The sequence below is a fragment of the Acidimicrobiia bacterium genome (genome assembly GCA_041393965.1).
Lineage (GTDB): Bacteria > Actinomycetota > Acidimicrobiia > Spongiisociales > UBA5794 > UBA5794.
On record JAWKJB010000002.1, the window covers coordinates 162,761 to 176,927 of the forward strand.

Below are 14,167 nucleotides of genomic sequence, written 5' to 3' on the forward strand. Positions count from 1 at the left end.
GGGCGCTCTCTCGGCGCTCGGTTATGAGGCCTGTCGGCGGCGGCGGCGTTCGGCGAGCCAGCGCTTGCGGTACCGGCGGCGATCGTCCTCCGGCAGACCGCCCCACACGCCTGCTTCCTGGTTCGTCTCGAGCGCGTAGAGCAGACACTCCTCGAGCACGGTACAGGTCGAACAGATTGCTGTTGCTCGTTCGATCATGTCGATCGCGGGACCGGTGGTTCCGACAGGGAAGAAGATGTCGGGGTCGGATGCTCGGCAGGCGGAAAGTTCACGCCAGTCGGTGACGGTCAGCACTTCGTCTCTCCTACGACTACTCGCGTATGCTCACGGATGTGAAGTCTTTCACAATGTAACCCGGCGTGTCAAATGATTCTGCGGTTTTTCTGCGATTTCGTCCGGATTTCATCAGATTTCATCAAATCGGGCCGATTCGACCGTTCCGCGACCCATGGCTCGGCGGTGGTGTGCACGGTCTCGGTCGCTGCGTCCGGTCGGTACCATCGGTTGCGAACCGCGCGATAGGAATGGGCGATGTCGATCGATACGCAGCTCAGGGAAGACCAAAAGGCTGCCATGAAGGCCGGCGACAAGGCGACGCTCAATGTCGTCCGTTCGGTTCGCGCCGAGGTTGCCACCGCGCAGGCAGCGCCGCACTTCGCTGGCGAGGTGGATGATGACCTTTTTCGTACGGTCATCGCCACCTATGTGAAACGCATCACCAAGGCCAAGGCCGAGTACGACGAGATGGGAGCAGTCGGAGCCGATAGGGCGGCTTCCATCGCCTTCGAGATCGACTATCTGGCACAGTACCTGCCCCAGAAGCTCGACGAGGATGAAACGAGAGCGCTCGTCGCGGCGACCATCGACGACATCGGCGCCGACACCTCCACGCCCCACGGCAAGGTCGTTGGTGCCGTCATGCGAACGGGTGAGGATCTCGACGGGGCCCTCGTCAGCCGACTCGTCGCGGACCTCCTTAGCGAGTGATCGTCATGGCGTTGATCGCGCGGGGTGTGAGACGGTGCCGGAGCGGCCAGATGTGGCTGAAGGAATCCCTCGACGCGTGACACCGGACGCTGACACCGGACTGCGGCCGCAGGACTGGTCCCGGCTGTCAGCCGACGACACCGCCGCCGCTCTGGGCTCCGACTCGTCCGGGCTCGATCAGGCCCAGGTCGCGGCGAGACTCGCCGAATGGGGGCCGAACGAGATCGAAGAGGAGGCCCGCAAGAGCCGGCTGTCGATTCTCCTCGCCCAGCTGCGTGGCGTCCTCACCTATGTGCTCGTCGCCGCGGCGGTGATTTCGGGATTCCTCGGCGACTGGATCGAGGCGGCGGCCATCGCGGCAATCGTCGTGCTCAACGCAGTGATGGGTTATGTCCAGGAGAGCAGGGCCGAAGAGGCGATGGCGTCACTTCGTCAGCTCGCTGTACCAACCGTGCGGGTCAGGCGTTCAGGTGTGGTCACCGAGGTCTCGTCGCGCGAACTCGTTCCCGGGGATCGTCTCCTCCTCGAAACAGGCAATGTCGTCCCTGCCGACGGAAGGCTGATGACCGAAGCGAACCTCCAGGTCGAAGAGGCGACACTCACCGGCGAGTCGGAGCCGGTCGCCAAACGCGCCGAGGTGGTGTACGAGTCCGAACGGGCGCTCGCCGACCGACGAAACATGGTGTATTCGGGGACCACCGTCACCCGTGGCCGTGGCGAGGCGGTGATCACCGTCACGGGCATGACAACCGAACTCGGCAAGATCGCCTCGATGATCCAGGGCGTCGAGGAATCCCTCACACCACTTCAGGCACGACTCGACCAACTCGGCAAGATCCTTGCGGCTGCTGCGGGAGGGCTCGTGGTCCTGCTCTTCGCGCTCGGGCTTGCCCGTGGCGACGACATCGAGACGCTGCTCCTCACCTCGGTGAGCCTTGCCGTTGCGGCGATCCCCGAGGCCATGCCTGCCGTGGTGACCATCGCCCTTTCGCTTGGGGCCCAACGCATGCTCAGGCGCAACGCCCTGATCCGCAGGCTCCCCGCGGTCGAAACCCTCGGGTCGGTGAGTGTGATCGGAACCGACAAGACGGGCACGCTCACCGAGAACCGGATGACCGCCGTTGTGCTCGATGTCGCGAACAACCGCCTCGAACTGGTCGATGAGGATCCGATTGCCGCTGGCCACGCCCCGACCATCGAGCTGGCGCTCCTCACCGGCTTGCTGTGCAACGATGCTGCGCTTGCCGGTGGCGACGAACTCGTTGCCGTCGGTGACCCGACCGAGGGTGCACTTGTCGTCGCCGGTGCAAGGGTGGGGATCTTCAAGGAAGACATCGAAGACGCCATGCCCCGCGTCGGAGAAGTGCCGTTCGACTCGGCTCGGAAGCGCATGACCACCGTTCACCGGGTTCCGGGGCGCCGTGATGACCTGCCAGAGAACCTCCGTGATCTCGTCGCCGGACTGGGACCAGCGGCACCCGAGTACATCGCGATGACCAAAGGCGCGGTAGCCGGATTGCTCGAATGCTCCGACCGCGTCTGGGTGGAGGGATCGATCGTCGAAATCGATGCTTCGTGGCGTCGCAGGATCACCGAGAGCGAGGAGGGTCTTGCATCGAAGGGCATGCGGGTACTCGGGCTCGCGATCCGGCCGCGCAACACCCGAGCGGTCGATGCCGACATCGAGCAACAGCTCATCTTCGTTGGAATGATCGGTCTCATCGACCCGCCACGAGAAGCGGTCCCCGGAGCGATCGCCGCCACGATCGCCGCAGGGATCCGACCCGTGATGATCACCGGCGACCATCCCCTGACCGCAAGCCACATTGCGAGGAGCATCGGCCTGACAGACACCGACGCGGTCGTGATCGGCGCCGAACTCGACGGCCTCGAACCACACGACCTCGAGCGTGTCGTGAAGCGAGCCTCGGTCTTTGCGAGAGTGTCTCCCGAGCACAAGCTCGATCTCATCTCGGCACTCCAATCCGACGGGGAACTCGTTGCAATGATCGGTGACGGGGTCAACGACGCTCCTGCGCTCAAGAAGGCGGACATCGGTATCGCGATGGGGATCACCGGAACCGATGTATCGAAACAGGCCGCAGACATGGTGCTGCTCGACGACAACTACGCCACGATCGTCGACGCGGTCGAGGAGGGCCGCGTCATCTATGACAACATCCGCAAGTTCATCAAGTACCTGCTGACCTGCAACACCTCGGAGATCCTCGTGATGGTCCTCGGCCCGTTCCTCGGGATGCCGTTGCCGTTGCTCCCGCTTCAGATCCTGTGGATGAACCTCGTCACCGACGGACTGCCGGCGCTCGCTCTGGGGGTGGAGCCCGCCGAGGACGATGTGATGAAGCGTCGGCCGAGGTCGGCGACCGAGTCGATCTTCGGGGACGGAGCGGCGGGGTTCATTGTCCTGTTCGGTCTCGTCCTGTCGATCGTGTCCCTCGGGGCTGGCTTCCTGCTGTGGAACGAGGGAGATGAGACCTGGCAGTCGGTGCTGTTCACGGTCCTGATCTTCGGACAGCTCGGCCTCGCCCTCGAGATTCGAACGGAGCGGGCATCTCTGTTCAAGGCCGGACTCTTGACGAACAAGGCAATGCTCGCAGCGGTTGGGATCGGTCTCGCTGCCCACCTCGCCATCATCTATGTGCCATTCCTCCAGGAAGTCTTCGGGACCACCGCGCTGGACCTCGCTCACTTCGGCATTGCCATCGGCGGCGCCGCTGTGGTGATGGCTGCCGTCGAGGTGTTCAAGGCAACGCGCCGCTGACTGTCGAGGTGTCGAGTGCGCAACAACCCAGGGCTGTACCCTGGGCTGTCACTCGGCAATATCCGAGTGGGAGCCCTCGCTTGGGTGGATCAGCCGTCCCGAGCCCCGCCGCTGATACGCAGCGGTGCGTGCTGGAGTGCCCCAGGCAGGATTCGAACCTGCGCTCCCGGCTCCGGAGGCCGGTGCTCTATCCCCTGAGCTACTGGGGCCCCGCGGGATTGTAACCTCGCGGGTCCCGCTCATCGCTCGTCCGTCAACCGAGGATTCAGCCGAACATGTCGCTCCAGTCCACGCTCACGGCGGTGTTCGCCGAGGCGTTTTCCGCAGCCGGTTTCGATTCCTCGTTCGGTGAGGTCGTTGTGTCTCAGCGTCCCGAACTTGCCGACTACCAGTGCAACGGTGCCCTCGGCGCAGCCAACGACGCCGGTCGAGCGCCTCGCGACCTCGCCCGTGAGATCGTCGCCGCGGTCGATCGTCCCGACCTGATCGGTTCCCTCGACATCGCCGGTCCGGGCTTCATCAACATCGTGGTAAGCGACGCTGCGCTCATGGCGGCCGTTGCGTCGATGGTCGGCTCCGAACGGCTCGGGGTGCCAGCGGCCGAGCCACCGGCGACCGTGATTGTCGACTACGGCGGGCCAAACATGTCAAAGGCACTCCATGTGGGCCATCTGCGCGCCGCCGTCATCGGGGAGTCCCTCAAGCGCCTGTTTCGCTTCCTCGGCCACGACACGATCGGGGACATCCACATGGGCGATTGGGGCATGCCCGTGGGTCAGCTGATCGTCGAGTTGCAGGATCGCCGACCCGACCTGCCGTACTTCGATCCCGAATACGACGAAGTTGCCGATGGTCCGTACCCGTCTGAGCCGCCTGTCGATCTCGACGGCCTGTCCGAGATGTATCCGGTGATCACGAAACGATGTGCTGACGATCCGGCGGTTGCCGAGCGGGCACGGCTCGCCACCCTGGAGCTCCAGAACGGCCGCACGGGATATGTTGCCCTCTGGCGACACTTCCGAGATGTCTCGGAGGCCGGGCAGCGAGCCGACTTTGAAGCCCTCGATGTCGTCTTCGATGTCTGGTATGGGGAGTCGACGGTTCACGACCGGCTCGCGCCGATGGTCGACCGCCTTCTCGCGTCGGGCGACGCAAGGGTCTCCGACGGTGCCGTTGTGATCGATGTCGCCCGCAGCGACGATGCCAAGGAACTCCCGCCGTTGCTTCTGACGCGGTCGGACGGAAGCTATCTGTACTCCACCACGGACCTCGCCACCGTCGAGATGCGTGTCGAGGAGCTCGGTGCCGAGGTCATCCTGTATGTCGTTGATGCGAGGCAAGGGCTCCACTTCGAGCAGGTCTTCCGCGCGGCACACCAAACGGGGATTGCGCCCCCGTCCGTCGAGCTCGAACACATCGGGTTCGGTACGGTCAACGGACCCGATGGGAAGCCGTTCAAGACGCGTGAAGGCGGCGTGCTGCGGCTCGCCGACCTGATTGAGCTCGTCACCGACGGCGCCAGGCGCAAGCTCGACGCTGCCCACATCGCGGAGGACTACCCGGAGCACGAACGGGACCGCATCGCCCGTCAGGTCGGACTCGCTGCTCTCAAGTTCGGAGATCTCTCGAACCATCGAACATCGAACTACATGTTCGATCTCGACCGATTCGCAGCGTTCGAGGGCAAGACCGGGCCGTATCTCCAGTACTCGGCTGTCCGAATCAAGTCGATCCTCAGGAGGGCGGACGAGGCACAACTCACCGGGGGCTCGATCGTCGCTCCCATCGTCGAGTCGGAGCGAAATCTCGTGCTTCGCCTTGTTCGCCTCGAGGAGGTGCTTGCGCGGGCAGCGATGCTGCGTGCGCCCAATGTGATCGCCGAATACGCCTACGAAGTCGCGACCGACTTCAGCCGCTTCTACGAGCAATGTCACATCCTCAACGAACGGGACCGCGACCGTCAGGCTTCCTTGTTGGCGCTCGTGGTGCTGACCCTGTCGGTCCTCGACCGACTCCTGAACCTGCTTGGCATCGAGGTTCCGGACCGCATGTGAACCCGATCCCGCTCGACCTGCTGCCCGAAACCGCCACGGTCCACCATGGCCGACTCCGCATCGGTGGCTGCGATGTCGCGGATCTCGTCGCCGAGTTCGGGTCACCCCTGTTCATCTACGACGAGCAGCACCTCATCGACCGGTGCACCGAAGCCGTTGCGGCGTTCGGGGAAGGTGTCGCGTACGCCTCGAAGGCGTTCTTGTGCAAGGCCATGGCAAGGCTCGCGTACGAAGCCGGGATGGACATCGATGTCGCCACCGGCGGGGAGCTCTTTGTGGCCCTCGCAGGCGGTGTTCCTGCGGACCGAATCGTGATGCACGGCAACAACAAGACCGACACCGAGATCACCATGGCACTCAACGCAGGAGTCGGAAGGATCGTTGTTGACTCATTCGACGAGATGGACCGACTCGACCGGCTCGTACCCGACGCCGCGCACGCACCGACGGTCCTTGTGCGCGTCAACCCCGGGATCGAAGCGCACACCCACGAGTACCTCCGAACCGGCATCACGGACTCCAAGTTCGGTTTTCCGCTCGCTCGCGACCTCGCGGCTCAAGCGATCGAACGGGCCCGCTCGTCCGAATCGATGGTGTACCGGGGCATTCACGCCCACATCGGGAGCCAGGTGTTCGATGTCACCTCGTATGGCAAGGCCATGGGCGCCCTCGCCCCGTTCATCGAGGCTTCGGGAGCTGCGGAGGTGTCCGTTGGCGGCGGCCTGGGGGTCGGCTACCTGAGTGGGGAGAAGGCTCCGACGATCAGCGAATGGGCAGAGGCCATCCATCGTGTCGCCCGTGCGCACGGAATCGATGCTCGCATCACCGCCGAACCGGGACGCTCGATCGTCGCGAAGGCTGCGGTGACGGCCTACACGGTCGGCACAATCAAGGACATCCCGGGTGTTCGGACCTACCTCGCAGTCGACGGCGGGATGTCGGACAACCCGAGGCCGGTGTTGTACGGTTCGGGCTATGAAGCGTTCCTTGTGCGCGATGTCGCCGCACCGCGGGAGCGTTCCTTTCGCATCGTCGGCAAGCACTGCGAGAGCGGTGATGTCATCATCCACGATGCCGCTCTCCCCACCGATGTCTCGGTGGGGGACATCATCGGGACCCCCGTGACCGGTGCCTACAGCCACTCGATGGGGTCCAACTACAACAAGGTGCTGCGCCCGGCAGTTGTCTTCGTATTGGACGGCAGCCCCCGCCTCGTCGTCGAACGCGAGACCTACCAGGACCTGGTCGCGCACGATGTCGGGTGACGATTCGCTACCGAGCCTTCCAGCGCGGGACCGGTTCAGCCTCCGCGAGTGAACCCAAGAACGCGAGCGTCCACGGCGTTGCCATGCGTTCCGTGACATAGGCGTGGCCGCGGTCGGGCGCAACGAGTGCGGTCTCGGTACCGATCCAGCCGTCACCGGTCGCCCACCACAGGAGATCACGGTCGGCGTAGCGACCAGGCGAGGCTCCGGAACGCAAGCCGAGGTTTCGTCGTGCCCACCGGTCCGCAACGAGAACCACGGAACGGTGGTCGGTGGCGAACGCTTCGAATGCTTCGGTTCGCGACCGCCAGATCTTGTCGATCCGGCCCGCGATGATGGTGGAGAAGCGGTCGGGCTCGCTGGAAGCGAGGGGCTTGAGGCCGTATTCGTCGTGGATCATCTCATCGCGCCTCGTGAAGGCGGGGAATGGCACGGATTCGACGATGATCGCATGCCCCGACAGGAGGTATTCGATCCAGCGGGTGTCGCCATCGGCCATGATGACCACGGCGTGGGATTCGAGCCGATCGATCTCGGCAATGGCAGGACTCGGGTCATCGGGGTCGATGACGACGACCGGGGCGTTGAGACGGAACTGCTCGTCTTCGCGGCCGGTGAGCTTCCCTGCCTCGTCGATCGGAACGATGATGGTTGTCGAGTTCGGATCGGGCTCGTAGGTGTCGGTGATCGTGAGCGTTGCTTGCGACAGATCGCTCGGGAGCCACTCGTAGGTCACGCGATCGGCGTGCCTGAGCGATCGGTACGGGTCGACCGGGTAGCCGCTCGGGGTCCGAAGCTCGAAATGTAAATGTGGGGGTGTGGTCTCTGCGTTGCCGCTGTCGCCGACATATCCAAGAAGCTGACCCGCCTTGACCGTCACTCCGACGCGGATACCTTCGGCGGGACACGGCGCCCCGATCTCGTCGGTTCCCGGAAGATCGTTGTTGAGATGGAGGTACCTGGTCTGCCAGCGATCGGTGTGCCTGATGTGGACCGAACAGCCCGAGTTCCCACTGTCGTAGGTGACCTTGGTGACGACTCCATCATGCGCGGCAACGACCGGGAGGCCCTTCCAATGCCACGACATGATGTCGATACCGTGGTGTTCGCGGGTGCAGGCGTCGCGGCACGCTCCGAAGCCACCGTAGTAGGAGGTCGAACCGACCACGGGGAACACGAGCCGCCGTTCGACATCGATCCGCCTGACGGGATTCGGCGGCGTCATCACCGCTTCGCCAGCGTCATCGTCGGCGGCGACCGTGGTGGGCGGGGAGTCCGACTCGGGCTCACTCGCAAGAGCCCGGTCATGGGGACCAAGCCCGATGAACAGGACAGACGCGGTGAGCACCGCCGTTGCGGCGACGGCATAGTTCCTTCGACCCATACGACGCCATCGGCACCTTCACGGGGTTCCTGTAGGGCGGAATCGTGGTGACGGTTGCCGGATGATCGCACGGCAGCCGCACCCGGCTATGGTCGCGCCACTATGGAACGCACCATTGGGATCGGACTCTTGGGCGCTGGCACGGTCGGGGGCACGCTCGTGCGACGACTCGTCGGCGACTCAGGAGCCATCGCGGCCAAGACCGGACTCTCGTTCGATGTGCGAAGGATCGGTGTTCGTGATCTCACGAGAGCAAGGGATTTCGTGGTGACCGAGGGCCTCCTCACCGATGACCCGTTCGCGGTCGTACGGGATCCAACGGTGGACATCGTCGTCGAGGTCATGGGGGGCCTGAAACCGGCGCGGGACCTCGTCCTAGCCGCACTCGAAGCCGGCAAGCCGGTGATCTCGGCGAACAAGGAACTCATCGCAGCCGAGGGACCCGCGTTGATACGGGCCGCGGAACGCTCGGGCGTCCCGCTGCTGTTCGAGGCTGCCGTCGGCGGGGGCATCCCGATCATCCGGCCGCTCTCTGAGACGCTTGCGGGCGAGTCAATCGATCGGGTGCTCGGCATCGTCAACGGCACCACGAACTTCATCCTCACCAAGATGACCGATGAAGGGGCATCGTACGGCGAAGCACTCGCCGAGGCGACCGCGCTCGGGTATGCGGAACCCGATCCAACGGCGGATGTTTCGGGTGCCGACGCGGCCGCCAAGGCCGCGATCCTCGCCTCGCTCGCCTTCGGGACCTGGGTCGGTCTTGGTGATGTGCACCACGAGGGGATCGAGTCGATCACCGTCGAAGACATCGCGTTTGCAAGGGACTTTGGGTATGTCATCAAACTGGTCGCGGTCTGTGACCGCACCGATGGGGGCGTCACCGCGAGGGCTCACCCGGCAATGGTCCCTATTGAGCATCCCCTCGCGGCGATTCGGGGAGCGACGAACGCCGTGTTCATCGAGGGCCCATCGATCGATTCCCTCCTGTTCGCAGGCCCGGGAGCGGGAGGTGACCCGACCGCCACGGCCGTGCTCGGGGATGTGATCGATGCGGCACGCGAAACGCTCGCAGGGGCACAGGTCGCCCCCCGCATCATGCTGTCGGAGGGCCGCATCCTCCCGTTCGAGGAGGTCGACAGCGAGTGGTACATCCGCCTCGTGGTCCGCGATCGACCCGGCGTGTTGGCCTCGATCGCTTCGAAGTTCGGAAACGCAGGCGTGTCGATCCGGTCGGTCTGGCAGGAAGGTGTCGACGCCGAAGCAGCCCTGATCATTGTCACCCACGCGGCGCCCGAGGCGTCGCACCGTTCCGCCCTCGCCTCACTCGAACGCATCGAAGAGGTGCTCGATGTGGCGGCCGTGATTCGGGTGCTCGGAGACGAAACATGAGGTGGCGCGGCGTGATCCGCGAACACGCCGCCCGACTTCCCGTTGACGCCACGACGCCGATCGTGACGCTCCTTGAGGGAGGAACGCCGCTCATTCCGGCCCCTGCCATCTCCGAGATCGTTCGGAGCGATGTCTATCTCAAGTTCGAGGGCATGAACCCGACGGGCTCGTTCAAGGATCGCGGGATGACGCTCGCCGTTTCCAAAGCGGTCGAATCGGGCGCCCGAGCGGTCGCTTGTGCATCGACGGGCAACACCTCTGCATCTGCTGCCGCCTACGCGGCGCGAGCCGGCTTGGACTGCGTCGTCGTGCTGCCCGCAGGCAAGATCGCGGCTGGCAAGCTCGCCCAGGCGGCGGCGCACGGTGCGATGATCGTCCCGATCGAGGGCAACTTCGACGATGCCCTCACCATCGTTCGCCAGCTGTCGGAATCGCACGATGTCGCACTGGTGAACTCGGTGAATCCGTACCGGATCGAGGCGCAGAAGACTGCCGCTTTCGAGGTTCTCGACGATCTCGGAAAGGCACCGGCCGTCCATGCTCTTCCCGTGGGTAACGCAGGCAACATCACGGCATACTGGAAGGGCTACACCGAAGTCGGCGCTCAGCCCGCGATGTGGGGATTCCAAGCGGCGGGTGCCGCACCGATCGTGACGGGCGAGATCGTCGACCATCCCGAGACGGTCGCGACGGCCATCCGAATCGGCAACCCGGCGTCGTGGGATTCGGCCGTCGCCGCGAGGGACGAGTCGGGTGGTCGGATCGACGCCGTCACCGACGACGAGATCCTCGATGCATACCGGCTGCTGTCGCGATCGGTGGGTGTGTTCTGCGAGCCGGCATCCGCCGCGGGGGTTGCCGGCATCATCCGGTTCCGCGATGACCTGCCCGACGGTGACATCGTGTGCACCGTGACCGGCCACGGACTGAAGGACCCCGACACCGCCGTCGCGGGGATCGCCATCGCTGACGCCGTGCCCCCTGACCTTGCTTCGGTCGTCGGCGTTTTGGGCTGGGACTGAGGGCCACACCACCCCAATCGGTTCCTTCCCGTTCTGTGGGCCAGTCTGTACCTTTTTGTCGAACGGGAACCCTGGGTACGCGTGAAACCGGGAAGTGTCACACCCCGGTTCTACGATGTGGGCATGGAACTTCTCGTAGGCGCACTTGCGGTTGTCGCAGCGGTCCTCGCTGTCGTTGTCGTGGTGATGCTGAGGGGGCGGAAGCCCTCCGGCAGTCAGGCGACACCCGGCGAGACTGATCTGGTGGCGAAGGTCGAGCATCTCCTTGTGGCCCACCAGCAGCTCGTCGGCCGTCTCGACGCGGTGAGCGAGCAGCAGGCCCACGCAACGAAGGCCATCACCGACACGGTGGCGGATTCCCAGATGGCGTTGACGAAGCAGGTCAACGAGCGCCTCGCGCAGGTCGACAAGAGTGTCGGGTCGACGCTCAGCGAATCCGCGGAGAAAACGGCGCAGTCCCTCGGGGACTTGACTGCGAGGCTCGAGGCGATCGACAAGGCTCAGCAGAACATCACGGGGCTCGCGGATCAGGTGGTGACGCTCCAGCACATCCTCGACGACAACCAGGCGCGGGGCGCGTTCGGGGAGGTACAACTCAACGACATCGTCACCGACATGCTGCCCAACTTCGCCTACGCCCTCCAGAAGACGCTCGGAAACGGCAAGGTGGTGGATTGCCTCATCAGGCTCCCCGACCCACCGGGCCCCATCGCGGTGGACGCGAAGTTTCCGCTGACCGCGTTCCAGAAGATGATGAACGCTGAAGATGCCGAGGGTCGCCTCGCCGCGCAGCGGCAGCTGACCGCCGACACGAAGAAGCATGTCAGGGCGATCGCCGAGAAGTATGTGTCCCAGCCGTTCGACGAGACGAAACGGACCGCACAGAACGCCTTGATGTTCGTACCTTCCGAGGCGGTCTTCGCCGAACTCCACGCGCACCATCCGACGGTGATCATCGAGTGTCAGCGGTCCAAGGTGTACCTCGTGTCGCCGTCGACGCTGATGGCCACGCTGACCACCATCCGAGCCATCCTGCGTGATGTTGAAATGCGCAAGCAAGCGGGAGTCATCCAGGAAGAGGTCGGCACGATGCTTGCCGACATCGGAAGGCTGAGCACGCGGGTGGGCAACCTCGATCGTCACTTCGCCCAAGCCGCCGACGACATCACCGACATCAAGATCAGTGCTGGCAAGATCGAGAATCGAGGCAAGAAGATCGAATCCCTCGAGCTCGACGATCCCGACGCGCTCGATTCCGGCGATCAGGACGCGTTGCCGCTCATGTAGGCCGTCGGGTCTGCCGAAAGAGCAACCAATAACCTTGTGGCGGTTCCTATACTGGCCACATCCCACCCCGGCTCCATGCCGAGCCCTGCCGTGGGAGATCCCTCAGCGATCGATGTGCTTGATGCCTCCAGTCGCTGCCGTGTAGGCGCTTCCCGGCTACCCATGATCCCGTCTCGAAAGGGGCACAGACGAGATGACCACACCACGAACGAGGCTTCAGGAGCTCAAACTCCCCGAACTGCGCGACATGGCCACCTCGGTCGATGTCGACCATGACGGCCTCCAGAAGTCGAAGCTGATCGCGGCCATCCTCGCCGCCGACAAGTTCGACAAGTCGATGCTCCCCGACGAGCCGTCACCCGATGCAGCGGTCACAGCAACCAAGCGCGACGAATCGTCTTCCGACGGGGACGATGACGGGGAAGCCCGCGACGACAGCCGCCAGGATGAGCGGCAGGGTGGCCGCAACCGGAACCGGAACCGGAACCGGAACCGGAACCGGAACCGCGAACCGATTGACGAGTCCGAACTCGAGGTCAGGGAAGGCATCCTCGACATCCTTCCCGAGGGCTACGGGTTCCTCCGCTGCACCGGCTATCTGCCCGGTGAGAAGGATGCCTATGTCGCTGCCAACATCGTACGCAAGATGCGGCTCCGCAAGGGAGACATCGTATCGGGCCCCGTTCGCCCCGCCCGAGCCCAGGAGAAGTTCCCTGCACTCGTCCGAGCCGTGTCGGTCAACGGTGTCGACCCCGAGGTCGCCGAGAAGCGTTCGAAGTTCTCCAAGCTGACACCGCTGTTTCCCGACCAGCGCCTTCGCCTCGAGATCGATGGCAAGCCGGACCTCATGATGGCGAGGATCATCGATCTCATCGCACCGATCGGGAAGGGTCAGCGTGGCCTCGTCGTCTCGCCGCCAAAAGCGGGAAAGACGACGGTGCTCAAAGACATCGCCCACTCGATCGCAACCAACAACCCCGAATGCCACCTCATGGTCGTCCTCGTCGACGAGCGACCAGAGGAGGTCACCGACATGCAGCGGTCCGTCAAGGGTGAGGTCATCTTCTCGACCTTCGACCGGCCAGCCGAGGAACACACGCAGGTCTCGGAGCTCGCGATCGAACGCGCAAAGCGTCTTGTCGAGATGGGCACCGATGTGGTCATCTTGTTGGACTCGATCACGAGACTTGCAAGGGCGCACAACCTCGCGACACCGGCTTCGGGTCGGATCCTGTCCGGCGGTGTCGACTCGACGGCGCTGTATCCACCGAAACGGTTCTTCGGCGCTGCTCGCAACATCGAAGAAGGGGGAAGCCTCACGATCATCGGAACGGCACTCGTTGAGACGGGTAGCCGTATGGACGAGGTCATCTTCGAAGAGTTCAAGGGAACCGGGAACATGGAACTCCGCCTCGACCGCAAGCTCGCCGACAAGCGGATCTATCCCGCGATCGACATCGAGGCATCCGGCACTCGCCGTGAGGAGCTGCTGTTCGACCCCTCCGAGCTCAAGGAAGTGTGGAAGCTTCGCCGAGTCCTGCTCGCCCTCGAATCCGGCGCGGCGCTCGAACTGCTCATCGACCGATTGAAGAGCACCAAGTCCAATGCCGAATTCCTGCTCTCGGTGGCGAAGAACAGTTAGGACCAGATCCGTGTCACCGTTACAGTTCCGCCGAATCAGACAGGAGACCCCGTGAAACCCCACATCCACCCGGCGTACCGACCGGTCGTGTTCCAGGACACATCATCTGAGTTTCGCTTCCTCACGAAGTCGACGATCGAGACCTCCGAAACGACCGAATGGGAGGATGGCGAGACCTACCCGCTTGCCAAGGTGGAGATCTCCTCGGCGAGTCACCCGTTCTACACCGGGAAGCAAATCCTCGTCGACACGACGGGGCGGGTCGAGCGCTTCCGCAAGCGATACGGCCAGAGGGGCACCAAGGTGGCCCCCGAACAGCAACCAGCGGCAGAACCCGAGACCGAAGTCGCCG

10 protein-coding genes, 1 tRNA gene and 1 pseudogene are annotated in these 14,167 nt (G+C 64.2%); 9 read left to right on the forward strand and 3 right to left on the reverse strand.

Features of this window, described 5'->3' with window-relative positions; all coding sequences use genetic code 11:
• Nucleotides 1–21: 21 nt before the first annotated feature.
• Entirely contained in the window at nt 22–294 is a 273-nt protein-coding gene (locus R2823_05585; protein ID MEZ5175660.1) for a WhiB family transcriptional regulator, read from the reverse strand.
• A 237-nt stretch (nt 295–531) separates the two neighbouring features.
• Between R2823_05585 and R2823_05590 the strand changes: the two genes are divergently transcribed.
• Both R2823_05590 and R2823_05595 read left to right on the forward strand, forming a co-directional pair.
• On the forward strand, nt 532–987 hold the full coding sequence (locus R2823_05590; GenBank protein MEZ5175661.1) for a GatB/YqeY domain-containing protein: 456 nt from the start codon (nt 532–534) through the stop codon (nt 985–987).
• Nucleotides 988–1,063: 76 nt separating this feature from the next.
• Nucleotides 1,064–3,769: a cation-translocating P-type ATPase gene (locus R2823_05595; protein ID MEZ5175662.1), complete on the forward strand. Its 2,706-nt coding sequence runs from the start codon at nt 1,064–1,066 to the stop codon at nt 3,767–3,769.
• Between the two features lie 137 nt (nt 3,770–3,906).
• Here the strand turns inward: R2823_05595 and R2823_05600 are convergent.
• Nucleotides 3,907–3,978 (reverse strand) — tRNA-Arg (locus tag R2823_05600).
• 66 nt (nt 3,979–4,044) lie between these two features.
• Here R2823_05600 and argS point away from each other — a divergent pair.
• Together argS and lysA are read left to right on the forward strand one after the other, a co-directional pair.
• Nucleotides 4,045–5,823, forward strand: a complete 1,779-nt coding sequence (gene argS / locus R2823_05605; protein MEZ5175663.1) for an arginine--tRNA ligase — start codon at nt 4,045–4,047, stop codon at nt 5,821–5,823.
• Nucleotides 5,820–7,088 (forward strand): diaminopimelate decarboxylase, encoded by a 1,269-nt coding sequence (lysA, locus tag R2823_05610; GenBank protein MEZ5175664.1) that lies wholly within the window; start codon nt 5,820–5,822, stop codon nt 7,086–7,088. Before argS ends, lysA begins: the two co-directional genes overlap by 4 nt.
• Nucleotides 7,089–7,095: 7 nt before the next feature.
• Here lysA and R2823_05615 read toward each other — a convergent pair whose 3' ends face one another.
• Nucleotides 7,096–8,472 (reverse strand): M23 family metallopeptidase, encoded by a 1,377-nt coding sequence (locus R2823_05615; GenBank protein MEZ5175665.1) that lies wholly within the window; start codon nt 8,470–8,472, stop codon nt 7,096–7,098.
• Between the two features lie 102 nt (nt 8,473–8,574).
• Here R2823_05615 and R2823_05620 point away from each other — a divergent pair, with 102 nt between their 5' ends.
• The 5 genes and pseudogenes from R2823_05620 (at nt 8,575) to R2823_05640 (ending at nt 14,109) form a co-directional block, all read left to right on the forward strand.
• A complete protein-coding gene (locus R2823_05620; protein MEZ5175666.1) occupies nt 8,575–9,864 on the forward strand; it encodes a homoserine dehydrogenase in 1,290 nt (429 codons plus the stop codon).
• Nucleotides 9,861–10,886 carry a threonine synthase gene (gene thrC, locus R2823_05625; protein ID MEZ5175667.1) on the forward strand — a complete coding sequence of 342 codons (1,026 nt, stop codon included), beginning with the start codon at nt 9,861–9,863 and terminating at the stop codon, nt 10,884–10,886. The genes R2823_05620 and thrC overlap by 4 nt, the downstream gene beginning before the upstream one ends.
• Nucleotides 10,887–11,009: 123 nt before the next feature.
• Nucleotides 11,010–12,173, forward strand: coding sequence for a DNA recombination protein RmuC (gene rmuC, locus R2823_05630; protein ID MEZ5175668.1), 1,164 nt, complete (start codon nt 11,010–11,012; stop codon nt 12,171–12,173).
• 193 nt (nt 12,174–12,366) lie between these two features.
• Entirely contained in the window at nt 12,367–13,815 is a 1,449-nt protein-coding gene (gene rho / locus R2823_05635; protein ID MEZ5175669.1) for a transcription termination factor Rho, read from the forward strand.
• Nucleotides 13,816–13,866: 51 nt separating this feature from the next.
• Nucleotides 13,867–14,109, forward strand: a pseudogene (locus tag R2823_05640) (type B 50S ribosomal protein L31).
• Nucleotides 14,110–14,167: the final 58 nt, after the last annotated feature.